Genomic DNA, 17,391 nt, shown 5'->3' on the forward strand with positions numbered 1-17,391 from the left:
GGTCTTAATCGGGACATATCACGGTCTTCGAAGTTAGTGAACGTTCTCCGATTGACGGTGCGTTCAAACGTGGGCTTCGACGAGCTCGCGGATCGCCGCCTCGGCGGCCTCGGGCGTGATGAGGCCGGCCAGGGCTCGGTAGGCGAATCCGTCGGCGGCGGCGAGCAGGAATCGGGCGCGGGTGCGGTCCCCGTCGAGCAGCTCGGTCGCGAGATCCTCGCTGCCGCGCAGTGCTGCGCCGACGATCTCGGCGATCTGCGGATCGGTGATCGATTCGGCGAGGTAGGCGTACCAGACCTTGGCTCCGAGCGGCTGCGATCCGTCGTGCGGGAGTGCGTGGGTGAGCAGGACGAGCAGGGCCTCATTCCGGTCGCCGGGGATGGGGTGGGCCTGCTCGGCGAGGGCGAGGAAGGATGTGAGCGCGTGCGCGATGATCGCCTCGCGCGTGGGGAAGTAGTGCTGGACCCGGCCCATCGAGATGCCGCCGCGGGCCGCGATCGACCGCAGCGTGACGGCGGCGATGCCCTCCTCGGCGATGATCGCCCACACGATCGCATCGATCTCGGCGCGACGTTCCGCGTGATCCACCCGCTTCGGCATGCGTCGATCATAGCAATGCACTCGCATTGCAACACTGTTACGATGCGAGTGCATTGGAAAGGGGTTCGTCATGGGACAGCGCATCCGCCGCACGGTGGCCGCCGGACTCGCCGCGGTCGCCGTCACGACCGCCGTCGGCGCCTATCTGGTGCGGGACCCGAGCCCCGTCGGATACTGGCGTTCCGCCGCAGCGCGCACGGCCTACCTGGCGCAGTACGACCGCGCCTTCGCCGCACTACCGGCGCCGGCCGAGACGCGGGACGTGCGAACGGCATTCGGCATCGTGCGCGCCTACCGGTTCGGAGCGCCGAGGCCCGGAACCGCGCCGGTGGTCCTCATTCCCGGCCGGTCCTCGGGAGTGCCGATGTGGGCCGATACGCTGCGCCGGCTCGGCGATCGGGAGGTGTACGCGATCGATGCGCTCGGCGATGCCGGAATGAGCGTGCAGGACCGTCCGCTGAGCGGCCCCGACGATCAGGCCGCGTGGCTCGATGAGACGCTGACGGCGCTCGGGATCACCCGAGCGCACCTGATCGGGCACTCCTTCGGCGGCTGGACCGCGGCGAACCTCGCCGAGCACCACCCGCACCGGGTCGCGAGCCTGACCCTGTGGGAGCCCGTGCTGGTGTTCGCCGGCCTGCGCTGGCAGATGTACGTCGCCACGCTGCCCTCCGCCCTGCCCTTCCTCCCCGGATCGTGGCGCCGCAAGGGGCTCGAGACGATCGGTGGCGCGGACGACGGTGAGGCGAGAGCGAGCGCGATCGGCGCGATGATCGACGCCGGCGCGGCCGGGTACCGCGCGGCCCTGCCGACGCCCGTGCAACTGGACACGGCGGCACTCGCGCGGCTCGCGATGCCGGTCTTCGTGGGGCTCGGCGCGCGCAGTGCGGTCACCGATGCGGACGCCGCCGCCCGCACGGCGCGAACCCTGCCGAATGCGACGGTGCGGGTATGGCCGGAGGGGAACCACTCACTGCCGATGCAGTATCCGGACGAGCTGCAGGCGGAGTTCGAGCGGCTGGCCGCCCGTGCGGATCAGCCCGCGTAGCGGCCCAGCTTCGCCGAGAGCCGGGGGATGAGCTCACCGTCTGCGTCCACGCGCTCCTCGACGTAGGCGAGCGCGCCGCCCTGCTCGACCAGTCCGTACAGCCGCTTCGCGGCGCCGGCCAGCGGCGAGGACTTGCTGCGGATCACCACGTCGGACTCGAGCTCCCACGCGGTCTGCGAGACCGGCTTGCCGTAGTACAGCTCGACGATGCCGCTGGCGTGCGTCACGAGGAACTCGATCTCGTCGTCCTCGCCGATCCGCCAGAAGCCGGACTCGCGCAGGTCGGGCTCCGAGAACTCGCCCTTGTCGTCGAGCTTCCACGAGCGCGACTCCCAGGACAGGTAGTTCTGGCCGTCGTGGCTCACGATGATCTGCTGGCCGTAGTGGTAGTCGCCCGCGGCGTCGTGGCCCTCGCCCTCGCCGCGCCAGATGCCCACCAGGGGCAGCAGGCCGAGCAGGCCGGGGTGCAGATCGGGGCCCTGGCGCAGGTTGGCGGTGTTATCCGCCAGCGGGAGGCCGGGCAGGTTCGGGATGTTCCGCGACGAGGTGGTCTCGGCGCGCTCGATCGCAGCGTCGAGCGCCTCCTGACCAGCGCCGGGGACCGCCTCGGGCTGCTGCTCGTCACTCACGGCGATTACTGGCCGTCGGTGAGGACGCGGAAGATCACGAAGATGGCGAACGCGAAGATCGCGACCGATGCCACCGCCATCAGGATCTCGAAGAAGATGACCATGGCTCGATACTAAACCCCGGCGCTCGTGCGCTCACATCCGCATGAGTCCCGGTGATGGAACTCAGTGGGCACCCGCTCGACCCTGCGCGGCCCGTCGAAGCCGTCGATCCGCTCCACCAGCAGGTCCACGGCCCGGCGGCCGATCGCGTCCACGTTCTGCGCGGCGGCGGTCAGGCCGGGGGAGAACAGGTCCGACCATTCGAAATCGTCGTAGGCGACGAGCGCGACGTCGTGCGGCACGCGCAGGTCGAGCTCGCGCAGGGCGCGCATCGTGCCCACCGTCATCTCGTTGTTGAGCACCACCAGGGCGGTGGGGCGCGGCCCCCGCGCGCGGAACATCGCCAGGGTCTGCGCGCGCGCCTCGTCTGCACGGGAATCGCCGCAGCGCACGTGCCGGGGCGCGGCACGCAGCCCGGCTCGCGCCATCGCCGCGGTGAAGCCCTCGATCCGCTCCACCGTCGATTGGATGCCCGGGTGCCCGGTGAGTACCCCGATGCGCCGGTGGCCGAGCTCCGCGAGGTGGGCGGTGAGCCGCGCCACCGGCTCGGCGCCCTCGGAGGCCACCTGGTCGACGTCGGCGGGCGAGAGCCGGTCGATCAGCACGATCGGGGTACCGCTGCGGCGGACCGTGGGGATGGTCTCCCGTTCCGACCGCGGTGCGGGCGCGAGGATCACCCCGTCCACGCGGCGATCGAGCAGCGATTCCACGAGCCGGTTCTCGATCACGGGGTCGTCGTGCGAATCGCCCATCATGAGCGTGTATCCCAGCTCGGTGGCGCGGGATTCGATGGCGCGCATTAGCGGCCCGAAGTACGGATTGCGCCCGGCCGAGATGCTCAGCGCCAGAACGCCGGACCGCGAGGTGGCGAGCGCCGTCGCGAGCGCGTTGCGGCGGTAGCCGGTGGACCCGATCGCGGCCAGCACGGCCTCGCGGGTGCGCGGGTCGACCCGCCGGGTCTCGTTGATCACGTGCGAGACCGTGCTGATCGAAACGCCCGCCGCCGCGGCGACGTCGGCCATGGTCCCCATGGCTCGATTGTGCACCAGTGCCGGACCCGCGCAAGCGTTTGCGCAAACCCTTGCGGGGGATTGATCGGCGGGTATAGCGTCCGGCATCAGAACCCTCGTGTGACCCACGACACACGAAGAACCGTCGAACGGAGTTCCCATGTCCAGCCGCAAGAGCGTCCGCGTGGCAGCGATGTGCTGCGCCCTCACCCTCGGTCTCACCTCGGTGGCCGCCTGCAACCGCGACGGCGGCGGCTCGTCGGGCGGCGGGGTCACGGTGGGTCTCATCACGAAGACCGACACCAATCCCTTCTTCGTGAAGATCCGCGAGGCGGCGAAGGCGCAGGCCGACGCCAAGGGCGCGAACCTCGTGGCCCTCGCCGGCAAGTTCGACGGTGACAACGAGGGCCAGGTGGCCGCCATCGAGAACCTGGTGAGCCAGGGCGCGAAGGGCATCCTGATCACCCCCAACTCGTCCACCGGCATCCTCGCCGCCATCAAGAAGGCCCGCGATGCCGGCGTCGTGGTGATCGCATTGGACACCGCCACCGAGCCCGCGGACGCCGTGGACGCCACCTTCGCCACCGACAACCGGGAGGCGGGCCGCCTCCAGGGCGCCTGGGTCAAGGGCGCGCTCGCCGGGAAGGCGCCGAAGCTGCTCATGCTCGACGGGACCGCGGGCAGCAGCGTCTCCGACTACCGGCACCAGGGCTTCCTGCAGGGCATCGGGCTCGCCGAGAACAGCCCCGAGGTGGTGGGCAAGGAGAACACCAACGGCGACCAGACCAAGGCGCAGACGGCGATGGAGAACCTCCTGCAGCGCGTCCCGGATGCCAACGCGCTGTACACGATCAACGAACCCGCCGCGGCCGGCGGCTACGAGGCCGCGAAGAAGGCGGGCAAGGCCGAGCAGCTCACCGTGGGGTCCATCGACGGCAGCTGCACCGGCGTCGACAACGTGAAGAAGGGCATCATCGGCGCCACCGTGCTGCAGTTCCCCGCGAAGATGGCCGAACAGGGCGTGGACGCCGTGGTCGCCTTCGCCAAGGACGGCACCAAGCCCACCGGCTTCGTCAACACCGGCTCGCAGCTGGTGACCGATAAGCCGGTGGCCGGCGTGGAATCCAAGGACACCGCGTGGGGCGCCCAGAACTGCTGGGGCCAGGCGTGAGCCTGTCCCGCCTCACCCTGGCCCGCACCCTGCGCGAGCCGCTCGCCGGGCCGCTCGCCGCCCTGATCGTGGCCTGCGTGATCTTCTTCATCCTCACGCCGCGCTTCGCGACGGGCTACAACATCTCGCTGATCCTGCAGCAGTCCATGGTGATCGGGATCCTGGCCGTGGCGCAGTCACTGATCATCCTCACCGCGGGGATCGACCTGTCGATCGGCGCCACGTGCGTGCTGGGAACGGTGATCCTGGCCAAGCTGGCCGGTACCGACCCCGTGCTCGCCATGGTGATCGCCCTGGCGGTGTGCATGCTGATCGGGGCGGTGAACGGGGCACTGGTGACGCTGCTCAAACTGCCGCCCTTCATCGTGACGCTGGGCATGTTCACCATTGTCGCGGCCGCCACCCAGCTCTACGCCGGTTCGCAGACCTACCGGGTGGCCGATGGTCCGCTCACCGCGCTCGGAACCTCCTTCGACGTCTTCGGGTTCCCCCTCACCGTGGGGTTGGTGGTACTGCTCGCGGTGTACGCGGCCGCCTGGTACGTGCTCAACCGCACCGCCACCGGCCGGCACATCTACGCCGTGGGCGGGAACCCGGTCTCGGCGTCGCTGGCCGGTATCAAGACCTCGAAGACGATCTTCGGCGTGTACCTGGTGTCCGGCGTGATCGCGGCGATCGCCGCGTGGGCGGCCTTGGGGCGCATCCCCACCGCCGATCCGAACGCCTTCCAGACCGCGAACCTCGACACCATCACCGCCGTGGTGATCGGCGGCACCAGCCTGTTCGGCGGCCGGGGAGCCATCCTCGGCACCCTGGTGGGCGCGCTCATCGTGGGCGTGCTGCGCAACGGCCTCACCCTGGTGGGGATCGACAACCTGTACCAGAACATCGCGACCGGCGTCCTGGTGATCGCAGCCGTTGCGCTGGACCAGCTCTCACGACGGAGGCTGCAATGAGCGCGCCGGTGCTGCAGGCGCGCGGCCTGGTGAAGAACTACGGTCAGGTGCAGGCCATCGCGGGCGCCGATTTCGAGCTCCGCGCGGGCGAGGTGCTGGCGGTGATCGGCGACAACGGCGCCGGCAAGTCCAGCCTGATCAAGGCCCTGTCCGGGGCGCTGGTGCCGAACGAGGGCGAGATCCTGCTCGACGGCCGGCCGGTGCACTTCCGCAGCACGCTCGATGCGCGCAACGCGGGGATCGAGACCGTGTACCAGGATCTGGCCGTGATCCCCGCGCTGGACATCGCGGCGAACGTGTACCTGGGCAGGGAGATCCGCAAACCCGGTGTGCTCGGCAGCGTCTTCCGCCAGCTCGACCGCAAGGCCATGCGCGATGCGGCGGCGCAGCACCTCGCCGACCTCAAGATCGGGATCAAGTCACCGACACAGGCGGTCGAGACCCTCTCCGGTGGGCAGCGGCAGGGCGTGGCGGTGGTCCGGGCGGCTGCCTTCGGCAAGAAGGTGATCATCATGGACGAGCCGACCGCCGCACTCGGCGTACGCGAATCGGGCCAGGTGATCGACCTCATCCGGGAGATCCGCGACCGCGGCACCCCGGTGATCCTGATCAGCCACGACATGCCGCACGTCTTCGAGGTGGCCGATCGCATCCACGTGCACCGGCTGGGGCGGCGGGCCGCCGTGGTCGATCCGAAGCAGCGGTCGATGGCCGATGTCGTGGCGCTGATGACCGGCGCGCTGGAACCGACCGACGTGGAGGCAGCGGGTGGGGCCTGACCTCGCCCGTCCACCCGGCGCGCCGCGCGGACTGTTCGTGGGGCTCGCCACCGTCGATGTGATCCAGCGGGTCGACGAGCTGCCCCGCCCCAACGCGAAGGTCACCGCCACCCGGCAGGACGTCGCGGGCGGCGGGCCGGCGCTCAACGCGGCCGCCACCTTCGCCGCGCTCGGCGGGGCCGCGGTGCTCGCCGCCCCGGTGGGCGACGGTCCGCTCGGCCGCCTGATCCGCGACGATCTGACGCGGTGCGGTGTACAGCTGATCGACCTGGCGCCCACGGGCTTCGAGCCGCCGGTCTCCGCGATCACCGTGCACGCCGGATCGGGCGATCGGCAGATCGTCTCCTACGACGGCTCCGGGTACCCCGCCGCGGTCCCGCCGATCGACGCCACCGGGTGCGATGTCGTGCTGCTCGACGGGCACGGTCCGGACGCGGCCCGCGCCGCCCTGTCCGCGGCGCTGGCCGCCGGTGCACCCACCGTGATCGACGCCGGCCGGTGGCGGCCGGTGTTCGCCGAGCTGCTGCCGAGCGCCACGCATGTGATCTGTTCGGCGGATTTCCAGGCGCCCGAACCCTTCCCGGGCCCACGGATGGTCGCCGTCTCCGATGGTGGCGGCCCGATCCGCTACCTGCTCGACGGTGCGCCGGGCACCGTCGACGTGCCGTCCGTGGCCGTGGTCGATACGCTCGGCGCCGGCGACGTACTGCACGGTGCCTACGCGTTCGAGATCGCCCGGGGGACGCCGGTGCCGGAGGCGCTGCGCTCCGCGGCGGCCCGGGCTTCGGACAAGTGCCGCCACCCGGGCGTGCGGGCGTGGCTGCAGACGGTGAGGGGGACACGATGACGGACTCGTTCGAGGCGCTCGTCGAAGACGCCCGCGCCCTGGCGGCCCGCCCGGGACGCTCCGTGCTGGGTATCACCGGCGCACCGGCATCGGGCAAGTCCACACTGGCGGAACTGCTCGTGGCGGCGCTGGGCGCCGACGCGGTACTGGTGCCGATGGACGGATACCACCTCGACGATCCCGTACTGCGCGCGCACGGCAGCTGGGAATGCAAGGGGGCCATCGACACCTTCGACGATTCCGGCTTCGCCCACCTGCTGCACCGGCTGCGGGCCGCGGACGCCACGGTGTACGCGCCCCGGTTCGATCGCAGCCTCGAGGCGTCGATCGCGGGCGCCGTGGAGGTGGCACCCGGGGTCCCGCTCGTGGTGACCGAGGGGAACTACCTGCTCGCGGACACCGGCGCGTGGCCCACGGCGCGCGCGGCGATCGACGAGGTGTGGTTCCTCGCGATCGATCCGGACCTGCGCCGGGAGCGGCTCATCGCGCGGCACAGGCGATTCGGTCGATCGATCGACGAGGCGCGCGCCCGTGCGCTGGGCACCGATGAGACCAACGCGGTGTTCATCGAGGCGACCGCGGCTCGCGCCGACCGGATCGTGACGATGACCGACGAGAGGCCGGAGCGCGACGATCGCACTCCGGCCTCCCGGGGACTCCGCACGGACTAGGCGAAGCGCATGACCTCGCTGTACACGGTCTTCATATCGTCGAAATTCCGCGAGGAGACCGTGAGGGTGGAGTAGGCGACGGCGTCGACGCTGCCGATGCAGCCCTCGATGCTCACGCGCTTCTCACCGAAGCGCACGCCGAAGCTCTCGCCGACCTTCGGCTTCTGAATCGTCTTGGTGCCCACCGGGAGATAGACGATGCCACCCGGTGCGGTCTTGATGACCTGGTTCTGGCTCAGGCCCAGGGTGCCGCCGACGCCGCCGCCGAGCGCACCGGCGGGGATCAGGCCGCCCATGGCGCCCACGGCGCCCACGCCGCCGCTGATGGACTGGTTGGAACCGATCCACGACTCGAAGCCGCCGTCCTTGACGCCGCAGGCCACCACGTAGCCCACCTCGACGGTGGCCGCCTGGATCTCGCCCGGCGCCTGGGTGATGGTGCCCTCGGCCTTGCCGTCGACATAGGCCAACCGCGACTTGTTATCGCCCGCGAGCGGCGGGAACAGCTTCGCCTTGAGGTCGAACAGCGAGATCTGACCCGCGACGCCCTCCGACGACGAGATCGTCTGCTTGCCACCCTTGACGGGGCCCGACGGGTTCTGCGGGGTGATCTGAGCGGAGGCGGGCCCCACCGACATCACCGAGACGGCGCAGGCCGCGACGGCCGCAGCTGCCATACCGATCTTGATTCGACGCATGATTGTTCGACTCCTCTACGCGGCCGGGGACGGCCTCGATGTCTTGACGAACTGAACTCAATCATGGCTACATGCAATTTGCCAACTGCAATTCACGGTTTCTTCATGATGACCTGGGTCACACCGCCTGCGGATCATGTTGTGCACACGGGCGCGGGGGACCGGCTTCACACCGCCTCCAGTGCCAGGAGTGCGGTCTTCGCCTCGGCCCCGCCCACGTACTGCCCGATCCCGCCGCCGGACTCCACCGCCCGGTGGCAGGGCGCCACCACGGGAAGCGGGTTCGTGGCGCAGGCGGCTCTGCACGAGCCGCCGAAAGCCTTGCGACAGTGCCAGATCCAGGTCGAGATACCCCGGAGACGCGCGGGTGCGGGAAACGTGAGATCGGGATCTACGCCTGCGACCGACCGGGCCGCGCCAGCAGCTCACGCAGGCCCGCGTCGATGAACGCCGTGTCGACGGGGTTGGCGCCGCCGCCCGCGAAATGGCCCCACACGCCGGGGATCACCCGCACCTCGCCGTGCTCGATGAACTGCGAGGCCCACACCTCGTCCTCCGGCGGGAAGTAGAGGTCCTTCTCCGCGGGCATCGCCAGCAGCGGGCACGTGATCGAGCGCAGTGCGGCCTCGTGATCACCGTCGAACCCGGGGGTGTTGCCCACGTTCCCGGCGTGCCAGGTACCGATCATCGCGATCAGATTGTTGGGGTCGCGGCCGTCCCGGAAGAACTGCTCCCAGAAGCCGTAGAGGAAGTCGTCGAGCGAGGTGAAGCCCAGCTCGCGCCACGTCTCGTGCCAGTAGAAGGCCTGGGAGAAGCCCCATCCGGAGTAGATCCGGGCGAAGGCGCGCAGGCCCTTGATCGGCGGGCGCGCGGGGTCGTAGTCGCCGTCGGCCCACGCCGCGTCGGCGCGCAGCGCCTCGCGCAGGGACTCCAGGAAGACCTGGTTGTGCGGCGCGGTGCGGCTGGAGCCGCAGAACGGGGCCGCGCGCTGCACCATCTCCGGGTGGCTCACCGCCCACTGGTAGGTCTGTCCGGCTCCCATCGACCAGCCGGTCACCAGCGCGATCGTGGAGACGCCCCACTTCTCGGTGAGGAGGCGGTGCTGCGCCTCCACCTGGTCGTAGAACGTGACCAGGGGGAACCGGGCGTGGTCGTAGGGCGAGGGCGCGTTCGACGGGGAGGTCGACAGGCCGTTGCCGAGGATGTTGGGGATGACGATGAAGTACTCGTCGGGGTTCAACGTCTTATCGGTGCCTATGAGCCACTCGTTGTCGGTGTGCCAGCCCGAGTACCAGGTGGGGTAGACGATCACGTTCGACTTGTCGGCGTTGAGCGTGCCGAACGTCTTGTAGGCGAGGCGGGCACCGCGCAGCGTGTGACCGGATTGCAGGGTGAAATCGCCGAGTTCGAAGTAGTCGGCGTCGGTGGGAGCGGGCACGGGGACTCCTCGGGTAGCGGTTTCGCGACGTAATACCGATTCGGTACTGATGGGACGGTACTCGCCCGGAACCCGCGAGGCCCCGAAAACGGGAAGGGCGCGCATCCGGATGGATGCACGCCCTTCTCGCAGGGATAGCGACTACGCCGAGACGGTGATGTCCTGGTTGTAGACGCCGTTCGCCTCCGGCGAGACCTGGATGTCGCCGTTGCCCACGGAGGACAGCGCGCGCAGCGTCCAGGTGCCCGGCGCCGCGAAGAAGCGGTAGTCGCCGGTGCCCGAGGCCACGACCTCGGCCGTGAACTCGCCGGTGCCGTCCAGCAGCCGGACGAAGGCGCCCGCCACCGGGTTACCGGTGCCGTCGAGGACCTGACCGGTCAGCACGGTCTCCTTCTCGACGTCGACGCCTGCGGGCAGGTTCTGTCCCTGCTTCGGTGCTCCACACATACTTGATTACGCTCCCAGTTCGACCGGCACGCCGACCAGCGAACCGTATTCGGTCCAGCTGCCGTCGTAGTTCTTGACATTCTTGTGGCCCAGCAGCTCCTGCAGCACGAACCAGGTGTGCGAGGAACGCTCACCGATGCGGCAGTAGGCGATGGTCTCCTTCTGGCCGTCCAGGCCGGCCTCCGCGTACAGCGCGGCCAGATCCTCGTCCGACTTGAAGGTGCCGTCCTCGTTGGCGGCCTTGCTCCACGGCACGTTGATCGCACCGGGGATGTGGCCGGGACGCTGGCTCTGCTCCTGCGGGAGGTGCGCCGGCGCCAGGATCTTGCCCGAGAACTCGTCGGGCGAACGGACGTCCACCAGGTTCTTGACGTCGATGGCCTCGACGACCTCGTCGCGGAAGGCACGGATCGCGTTGTTCGGGGCCTGCGCCGTGTAGCTGGTGGCGGGACGCGAGACGGCGTCGGCCGACAGCGGGCGGCCGTCGAGCTCCCACTTCTTGCGGCCACCGTCGAGCAGCTTCACGTCCTGGTGGCCGTACAGCTTGAAGTACCAGTACGCGTACGCGGCGAACCAGTTGTTGTTGCCGCCGTACAGCACCACGGTGTCGTCGTTGCCGATGCCGCGCTCGGAGAGCAGGGCGCCGAACTGCTCGGCGTTGACGAAATCGCGGCGCACCTGGTCCTGGAGATCCTTCTTCCAGTCCAGCTTCACGGCGCCGGCGATGTGGCCACCGTCGTAGGCGCTGGTGTCCTCGTCGACCTCGACGAAGACGACACCCGGGGTGTCGAGATTCTGCTCAGCCCAGTCTGCGGAGACCAGGACATCGGAGCGAGCCATGAGGATCCCTTTCGTTGATTCCATGGACGTATGGGTGAAGGGCGAAACCGAGGGGATTCGCGTGCTTCGAATGTGCGCGGATGCGCTGGGGAGGACGGGAGAATGCGGTGATTTGCGACGATCACGCGCCCGGCCCGGGATATTCGGGACTAGCCCAGACAGCGACAACCGGCCATACGGCACAGGTCGACCGCCAGACGGCGGGTGAGCAGCAGCTCACAGCGGTTGCGCATGCCGCCAGAATACCGAACCCGCGATGATCGCGTCATGGGAGGTCCGTCTCACGCCACGGGACGGTAGAAAGCGCCGGGCGTCACCGTCACATCGTCGGCCTCACCGAGCAGCACCACATCGGCGTTCTCGCCGCGCGCGCCCGTCGCCCGCACCCCGAAGGGCAGAGCCATCGCGGGCAGCGTCCTGGTGAACGCCGCCAACACCTTCGGCTCCTCACCCGGCAGCAGATCGGCCTTCGCGTGGTCCTCGGGGCCGGTGTAGATCCCCGTGGCCCGCACGTGAATCGCCTGTCCCTCCGCGGAGAAGTCCGCGGCCACCGAGATCAGCACCGTGCGCTTCGGGTCCTGCTCGGTGGGCAGCGGGATGTCGCCCGTGAGCACCACGCCCGTCGCCGACTTCACGTACCCGTCGGCGGGACTGCCCGCGCCGGCCCGCTTCGGGGCGGGCGTGTGCACCTGCAGATCGACGATCCCGAGGTACCGCCCGAAAGTCTTCTGATCCAGTCGCACCCGCGACTCGATGTGCCCCGCCCGGATCGGGGTGTCCGCGGTGAACGTGGGCAGCACGCCGCCGGGCAGGTCGACGTCCGTGAGCTCGGCCTCGATCCGTCCCTTCCTCGGGTCCTTCGGGTCGCCCACCTGCGCGGGCACCGCGATCGACAGCTTCGGGTGCTGTCCGCCCGAGGTGAGATAGGGGAACCCGCCGATGGTGACCTCGGGGTCGGTGTCGAGGCCCGCGGCCGCCCGCAGCTCGCGGGAGAGCCGGTACTCGGCGGTCGCGGCGGTGCCGACCTCCGCGAGGAACAGCGCCACCACCAGGACCGCCAGCGTGATCAGTGCGCGTCTGATCCAGGACCGTCCGGATGCCTGTCCCACGCCTCGCCTCTCGTCGCCTGTGAGCGCGCCGACACACGTCTCGGACGGTGCGGCGGCGCGTGGTGCTCTGACCACCGCTATTCTGACACCTGTTGTTTCGTCCGCCGTCATGCACCGGGGAGGGCTCGTTGGATCTCATCCTGCTCACGTCCGACCCGAACCCGGACGGTGTGCTCCCTGCGCTGTCGCTGCTCGCGCACGCCGTGCGCCCCCTCGCCGCCGACGTCTCGTCGCTGCTCGAGGTGGGTCCCGCCGACGTCGCGCTGGTCGACGCGCGCACCGATCTCGTGGCCGCCCGCGGCCTCTGCCGCCTGCTCGGCACCACCGGCGGCGGACAGGTCCCCGTGGTCGCCGTGCTCACTGAGGGCGGCCTCGTGGCCGCCAACGCGGATTGGGGCCTCGACGACTTCCTGCTGCCCGGCACCGGCCCCGCCGAGATCGACGCGCGCCTGCGGCTGGTGGCCGGACGCCGCATCGGCGGCGCCGAGGACGAGGTCGCCGACAAGATCACCCTGGGCGAGCTGCTCATCGACGAGGGCACCTACACGGCCCGGCTGCGCGGCAAACCGCTCGACCTCACCTACAAGGAGTTCGAGCTCCTCAAGTTCCTCGCCCAGAACGTGGGCCGCGTCTTCACCCGCGCCCAGCTGCTGCAGGAGGTGTGGGGCTACGACTTCTTCGGCGGCACCCGCACCGTGGACGTGCACGTGCGGCGCCTACGCGCCAAGCTCGGCGCCGAACACGAGGGCATGATCGGCACCGTCCGCAACGTGGGCTACAAGGCCGTGCGCCCCGCCCGCGGCAAGGCCGACCGCTCCGGCGACGACGTCGTCGACGAGTACGAGGAAGTCGAGGAGGGCTGATGGCCGCCGAGGTGCTGCACGGACCGGTCCCCGATCCGGGCGCGGTGCTGGCCCTCGCCGCCGAGGCCGCCGCCATCGACGGCATCGGCCCGCTCTCCGAACAGTTCCGCCTCGGTGTCTCCGGACCCGGACCGCACGTCCTCGCGCCCGACGATGCGGGCTACGCCGGGATCGTGATCCCGCCCGCCGGCGGCGCCGGCGCGATCGAAGCCGTCGTCGCCCCCGGTCGCCGCGGACGGGGCCTGGGTCGCGAGCTCGTGGCCGCCGCGCTCGACGTGGCGGGGGACGGCGCCACCGTCTGGGCCCACGGCGACCTGCCGCCCGCCCGCGCCGTGGCCGCGAAGCTCGGCCTGACGCCCGTGCGCACCCTGCTGAACCTGCGCCGCCCCCTCACCGGACTGGATCCGGCACCGTCGGCCCCCGACGGCGTCACGCTGCGCACCTACGCCGGCCCGAGCGACGACACCGCACTGCTCGCGGTGAACAACGCCGCCTTCGCCTGGCACCCGGAGCAGGGCGGCTGGGGACCGGAGCAGATCGCCGAACGCGTGAACGCGCCCTGGTTCGATCCGGCGGGCCTGTTCCTCGCCGTCGACGATCAGGGGCGGCTGCTCGGTTTCCACTGGACCAAGGTCGCCGACCCCGCCGCCGGGATCGGCGAGGTGTACATCGTGGCGGTGGCCCCCGAGGGGCAGGGACGCGGCCTCGGACGGCTGCTCACCGCCGCCGGCCTGCACTATCTGGCGGATCGCACACTCGACACCGTGGAGCTGTACGTAGAGGGTGACAACACCGCCGCGCTGCACACCTATACGAGACTCGGTTTTTCGGAACACGAAAGACACGTCGCGTACGCGCAAACGTAAATCACTCGACCAGCGGTGTTTCCCCGCAGTTCACCGGCGACACCCGATTCGGACACCCGGCATCCCTAGGTTCAGAGCAGCGCCCCTCGTTGACGGTGCGCGCCCGACTCACCCCAACCCGGAGGACTCTCGGTGAACATCAAGCGTGGATCCGTCGCGGCCATCGCCGCGGCTGCAGCACTGTCCCTGACCCTGTCGGCCTGCGGCAGCGAGGAGTCGACCGGTGCGGCCAGCAGCGCACCGGGCGGCGGCTCCGGCGTCCAGTGCGACGGCAAGCTCCAGCTCAAGGGCAGCGGCTCGACCGCACAGGCCAATGCGATGACGGTGTTCAAGAACACCTTCGCGCAGGACTGCTCCGGCGCCAACGTCGACTACAGCGGCAACGGCTCGGGCCAGGGCATCACCGAGTTCACCAGCGGCCTCACCAACTTCGGCGGCTCCGATTCGCCGCTCAACGCCGACCAGGCCAAGAAGGCCGAGGAGAAGTGCGGCGCCCCCGCGCTGAACCTGCCGCTCGTCTTCGGCCCGATCGCCGTGGCCTACAAGCTGCCGGACAACGTCCAGGTCAACCTGTCGGCGTCCACCCTCGCCAAGATCTTCTCCGGCAAGGTCACCCAGTGGAACGCCCCGGAGATCGCCGCCGAGAACAACGGCACCAAGCTCCCGGACCTGCCGATCACCGTGGTCTTCCGCTCCGACGAGTCGGGCACCACCGAGAACTTCCAGAAGTACCTCGGCTCCGCCGCGGCCGCCGACTGGGACGCGAACGAGAAGAAGGGCAAGGCCTTCAAGGGCGGCATCGGCCAGGGCGCCAGCGGCAACGCCGCCGTCGCGGCCACCGTCAACAAGGCCGAGGGCACCATCACCTACGCCGAGTGGAGCTTCGCCAAGGCGCAGAAGCTGCAGGTCGCCAACATCATCACCTCCGCCGGCCCCGAGGCCGTGAAGCTGTCGAGCGAGTCGGTCGCCAAGACCATCGACGCCGCCAAGTTCAAGACCCCCGGCAGCAAGGACCTCGTCCTCGACACCGAGGGCTTCTACAAGCCGACCGCCACCGGCGCCTACCCGATCGTGCTGGCCACCTACGAGATCGTGTGCTCGAAGTACTCGGACGCCGAGGTCGCCAAGGGCGTCAAGTCCTTCCTCAAGGTCGCGGCCAGCAAGTCGGCGCAGGACCAGCTCGACGGCCAGGGCTACGCGCCCATCCCGGACTCGTTCCGGAGCACCCTGCTCGCCTCGGTCGACTCGATCCAGTAGCGAGCGGGCAACCGGTAGGACAGCGTCGGACGAGGCGCCGCGCGGGGTGACCACCGCGCGCGGCGCCCGTCCCACGGGAAGGTAGCCACACGATGGCGGAACGACAGGGACAGATGGCAACGGAAGATTCGACGACGCGGGACGCCGAACCCGGGACACCGGCACGGCTGGACACGGACACTGTTGCCGTGGACGACAAGGTGGACTTCGCGACCTCGGCGGACTCCGGCCGCATGGAGAAGATCTTCAAGTGGACCGCCTACGCCTCCGGCGTGCTGCTGGTGGCCGTGATCGCGCTGATCTTCCTCCAGCTCGTCGTGCAGGCCGTCCCGGCGCTCACCAAGAACAACGTCAACTTCCTCACCAGCTCGGAGTGGCAGACCAACCCGAGCAACATGCGCTTCGGCATCCTCGAGCTGCTGAAGATCACCGTGCTCTCCTCGGTGATGGCGCTGATCATCGCCGTCCCGGTGGCGGTGGGCATCGCCACCTTCCTGGTGCAGTACGTGCCGGCCCGGCTGTCGCGCCCGCTCAGCGCCGTGATCGACCTGCTGGCCGCCGTGCCGTCGATCATCTACGGCCTGTGGGGCATCTTCGTGCTGGCACCCTTCCTGGTGCCGCTGCAGCGCTGGCTCAACGAGAACCTGGGCTGGTTCTTCCTGTTCAAGACCGGCAACGTGGAACTCTCGCTGGGCTCCACGGTGTTCACCGCCGGCATCGTGCTGGCGATCATGATCCTGCCGATCATCACCTCGATCACCCGTGAGGCGCTGCGCCAGACCCCGGTCTCGCATCAGGAGGCCGCGCTGGCCCTGGGCGCCACCAAGTGGGAGGTCATCCGCCTCACGGTGTTCCCCTACGGACGGTCCGGCATCGTCGCCGGCTCCATGCTGGCCCTGGGCCGCGCCCTCGGCGAGACCATCGCGGTGCTGATCATCCTGTTCGCCGCCACCAAGAACTCCATCTGGTCGCTGTTCGACAGCGGCTACACCTTCGCTTCGAAGATCGCCTCCGCCGCCGCTGAGTTCGACAACGTCGATCAGCGCGGCGCCTACATCGCCGCCGGCCTCGTGCTGTTCGTGCTCACGTTCATCGTGAACGCGATCGCGCGCTGGATCGGCGGGGGACGGGTGAACGGATGACCGCCGCCGATCTGGACTCCGTCGCGAAGACGGACGTCATCTTCCACCGCACCTCCACGGTGCGGCGGATCAAGAACAACGCCGCCGCCTTCATCTTCGGCGCCTGCTTCCTGCTCGCCCTCGCGCCGCTGGTCTCCCTGCTGTACATGGTGATCGCCAACGGCCTGCCCGCCGTCATCGATCCCGAATGGTGGACCAAGTCGATGGTCCGGGTGGCGCCGGACTCGTACTCGGGCGGCATCCGGCACGCGCTGTACGGCACCATCGTCCAGGCGGGCATCGCGACGCTGTTCTCGGTGCCGATCGGCGTGATGGTGGGCATCTTCCTCGTCGAGTACGCCGAGGGCACCCGCCTCGGCAGGATCACCACCTTCATGGTCGACGTGCTGGCCGGCATCCCCTCGATCGTGGCCACCCTGTTCATCTTCGGTGTGTGGATCACCACCTTCGGCATGCCGCAGTCCGCGTTCGCGGTGAGCCTGGCGCTGATCCTGCTCATGGTCCCGGTGGTGGTGCGCTCCACCGAGGAGATGCTCAAACTCGTGCCGCACGAACTCCGCGAGGCCTCCTACGCACTCGGCGTGCCGAAGTGGAAGACCATCGTGCGCATCGTGCTCCCCACCGCCGCGTCGGGCATGGTGTCCGGTGTCTTCCTCGCCATCGCCCGCGTGGTCGGCGAGACCGCACCCGTGCTGCTGCTGGTGGGCATCAGCGACCGGATGAACTACGACGTCTTCAACGGCAACATGTCGTCGCTGCCGCTGTTCATCTACGACCAGTACCGCAACAACCCCGGCGCCGTCGGCGAGTACCGCGCGTGGGGCGCCGCCCTGACCCTGGTGCTGCTGGTGGGCATCGCCAGCGGCCTGGCCGCACTCATGTCGCGCCTGCTCGCGCCGAAGACGAAGTAACAGGAGA

The 17,391-nt window shown here is 69.7% G+C and carries 19 protein-coding genes and 1 pseudogene; 11 read left to right on the forward strand and 9 right to left on the reverse strand.

The genetic code is table 11. The features are described 5' to 3' along the window. Nucleotides 1–63: 63 nt before the first annotated feature. Nucleotides 64–600: a TetR/AcrR family transcriptional regulator gene (locus TTY48_RS12750; RefSeq protein WP_220657848.1), complete on the reverse strand. Its 537-nt coding sequence runs from the start codon at nucleotides 598–600 to the stop codon at nucleotides 64–66. 70 nt (nucleotides 601–670) lie between these two features. Between TTY48_RS12750 and TTY48_RS12755 the strand changes: the two genes are divergently transcribed. After that, nucleotides 671–1,648: an alpha/beta fold hydrolase gene (locus TTY48_RS12755; RefSeq protein WP_220657849.1), complete on the forward strand. Its 978-nt coding sequence runs from the start codon at nucleotides 671–673 to the stop codon at nucleotides 1,646–1,648. Here TTY48_RS12755 and TTY48_RS12760 read toward each other — a convergent pair. Together TTY48_RS12760 and TTY48_RS12765 are read right to left on the reverse strand one after the other, a co-directional pair. Continuing rightward, on the reverse strand, nucleotides 1,636–2,277 hold the full coding sequence (locus TTY48_RS12760; protein ID WP_220657850.1) for an FABP family protein: 642 nt from the start codon (nucleotides 2,275–2,277) through the stop codon (nucleotides 1,636–1,638). The genes TTY48_RS12755 and TTY48_RS12760 overlap by 13 nt on opposite strands. Nucleotides 2,278–2,390: 113 nt before the next feature. Beyond that, nucleotides 2,391–3,410, reverse strand: a complete 1,020-nt coding sequence (locus TTY48_RS12765; protein WP_220657851.1) for a LacI family DNA-binding transcriptional regulator — start codon at nucleotides 3,408–3,410, stop codon at nucleotides 2,391–2,393. A gap of 139 nt (nucleotides 3,411–3,549) precedes the next feature. On the opposite strand from TTY48_RS12765, the gene TTY48_RS12770 reads away from it, so the two are divergent. From TTY48_RS12770 to TTY48_RS12790, 5 genes are read left to right on the forward strand one after another with little or no spacing between them, the layout of a single operon-like run. Beyond that, nucleotides 3,550–4,560, forward strand: a complete 1,011-nt coding sequence (locus TTY48_RS12770) for a substrate-binding domain-containing protein (RefSeq protein ID WP_220657852.1) — start codon at nucleotides 3,550–3,552, stop codon at nucleotides 4,558–4,560. After that, nucleotides 4,557–5,516 carry an ABC transporter permease gene (locus tag TTY48_RS12775; RefSeq protein ID WP_255585659.1) on the forward strand — a complete coding sequence of 320 codons (960 nt, stop codon included), beginning with the start codon at nucleotides 4,557–4,559 and terminating at the stop codon, nucleotides 5,514–5,516. Before TTY48_RS12770 ends, TTY48_RS12775 begins: the two co-directional genes overlap by 4 nt. Then, the gene (locus TTY48_RS12780) at nucleotides 5,513–6,295 is read left to right on the forward strand and encodes an ATP-binding cassette domain-containing protein (protein WP_220657854.1); all 783 of its coding nucleotides are present in this window, start codon (nucleotides 5,513–5,515) and stop codon (nucleotides 6,293–6,295) included. Before TTY48_RS12775 ends, TTY48_RS12780 begins: the two co-directional genes overlap by 4 nt. Beyond that, a complete protein-coding gene (locus tag TTY48_RS12785; RefSeq protein WP_220657855.1) occupies nucleotides 6,285–7,142 on the forward strand; it encodes a PfkB family carbohydrate kinase in 858 nt (285 codons plus the stop codon). Before TTY48_RS12780 ends, TTY48_RS12785 begins: the two co-directional genes overlap by 11 nt. Further along, nucleotides 7,139–7,813, forward strand: coding sequence for a nucleoside/nucleotide kinase family protein (locus tag TTY48_RS12790; RefSeq protein ID WP_220657856.1), 675 nt, complete (start codon nucleotides 7,139–7,141; stop codon nucleotides 7,811–7,813). The genes TTY48_RS12785 and TTY48_RS12790 overlap by 4 nt, the downstream gene beginning before the upstream one ends. Here the strand turns inward: TTY48_RS12790 and TTY48_RS12795 are convergent. The 6 genes and pseudogenes from TTY48_RS12795 to TTY48_RS12820 form a co-directional block, all read right to left on the reverse strand. Next, nucleotides 7,810–8,511 (reverse strand): MspA family porin, encoded by a 702-nt coding sequence (locus TTY48_RS12795; RefSeq protein ID WP_220657857.1) that lies wholly within the window; start codon nucleotides 8,509–8,511, stop codon nucleotides 7,810–7,812. The two genes, TTY48_RS12790 and TTY48_RS12795, sit on opposite strands and share 4 nt — an antisense overlap. A 167-nt stretch (nucleotides 8,512–8,678) precedes the next feature. Next, nucleotides 8,679–8,807: pseudogene (locus tag TTY48_RS12800) on the reverse strand (MGMT family protein); the annotation flags it as partial. Between the two features lie 95 nt (nucleotides 8,808–8,902). Then, on the reverse strand, nucleotides 8,903–9,949 hold the full coding sequence (locus TTY48_RS12805; RefSeq protein WP_220657858.1) for an alpha/beta fold hydrolase: 1,047 nt from the start codon (nucleotides 9,947–9,949) through the stop codon (nucleotides 8,903–8,905). A gap of 141 nt (nucleotides 9,950–10,090) precedes the next feature. After that, nucleotides 10,091–10,396, reverse strand: coding sequence for a DUF1416 domain-containing protein (locus TTY48_RS12810; protein ID WP_220657859.1), 306 nt, complete (start codon nucleotides 10,394–10,396; stop codon nucleotides 10,091–10,093). Nucleotides 10,397–10,402: 6 nt separating this feature from the next. Then, on the reverse strand, nucleotides 10,403–11,236 hold the full coding sequence (locus TTY48_RS12815; RefSeq protein ID WP_220657860.1) for a sulfurtransferase: 834 nt from the start codon (nucleotides 11,234–11,236) through the stop codon (nucleotides 10,403–10,405). A gap of 281 nt (nucleotides 11,237–11,517) precedes the next feature. After that, nucleotides 11,518–12,345, reverse strand: a complete 828-nt coding sequence (locus TTY48_RS12820) for an LmeA family phospholipid-binding protein (RefSeq protein ID WP_220657861.1) — start codon at nucleotides 12,343–12,345, stop codon at nucleotides 11,518–11,520. A 128-nt stretch (nucleotides 12,346–12,473) separates the two neighbouring features. Between TTY48_RS12820 and TTY48_RS12825 the strand changes: the two genes are divergently transcribed. The 5 genes from TTY48_RS12825 (at nucleotide 12,474) to pstA (ending at nucleotide 17,384) form a co-directional block, all read left to right on the forward strand. Further along, nucleotides 12,474–13,208 carry a response regulator transcription factor gene (locus TTY48_RS12825; protein ID WP_220657862.1) on the forward strand — a complete coding sequence of 245 codons (735 nt, stop codon included), beginning with the start codon at nucleotides 12,474–12,476 and terminating at the stop codon, nucleotides 13,206–13,208. Continuing rightward, nucleotides 13,208–14,074, forward strand: a complete 867-nt coding sequence (gene mshD, locus TTY48_RS12830; protein ID WP_220657863.1) for a mycothiol synthase — start codon at nucleotides 13,208–13,210, stop codon at nucleotides 14,072–14,074. The genes TTY48_RS12825 and mshD overlap by 1 nt, the downstream gene beginning before the upstream one ends. 132 nt (nucleotides 14,075–14,206) lie before the next feature. Beyond that, a complete protein-coding gene (pstS, locus tag TTY48_RS12835; RefSeq protein ID WP_374758690.1) occupies nucleotides 14,207–15,331 on the forward strand; it encodes a phosphate ABC transporter substrate-binding protein PstS in 1,125 nt (374 codons plus the stop codon). 92 nt (nucleotides 15,332–15,423) lie between these two features. Then, on the forward strand, nucleotides 15,424–16,473 hold the full coding sequence (gene pstC, locus TTY48_RS12840) for a phosphate ABC transporter permease subunit PstC (RefSeq protein ID WP_374758691.1): 1,050 nt from the start codon (nucleotides 15,424–15,426) through the stop codon (nucleotides 16,471–16,473). After that, the gene (gene pstA, locus TTY48_RS12845; protein ID WP_220657865.1) at nucleotides 16,470–17,384 is read left to right on the forward strand and encodes a phosphate ABC transporter permease PstA; all 915 of its coding nucleotides are present in this window, start codon (nucleotides 16,470–16,472) and stop codon (nucleotides 17,382–17,384) included. Before pstC ends, pstA begins: the two co-directional genes overlap by 4 nt. The last annotated feature ends 7 nt before the right edge of the window (nucleotides 17,385–17,391 follow it).

This window comes from Tsukamurella sp. TY48 (assembly GCF_019656655.1).
In the GTDB taxonomy this organism is placed as follows: domain Bacteria; phylum Actinomycetota; class Actinomycetes; order Mycobacteriales; family Mycobacteriaceae; genus Tsukamurella; species Tsukamurella strandjordii.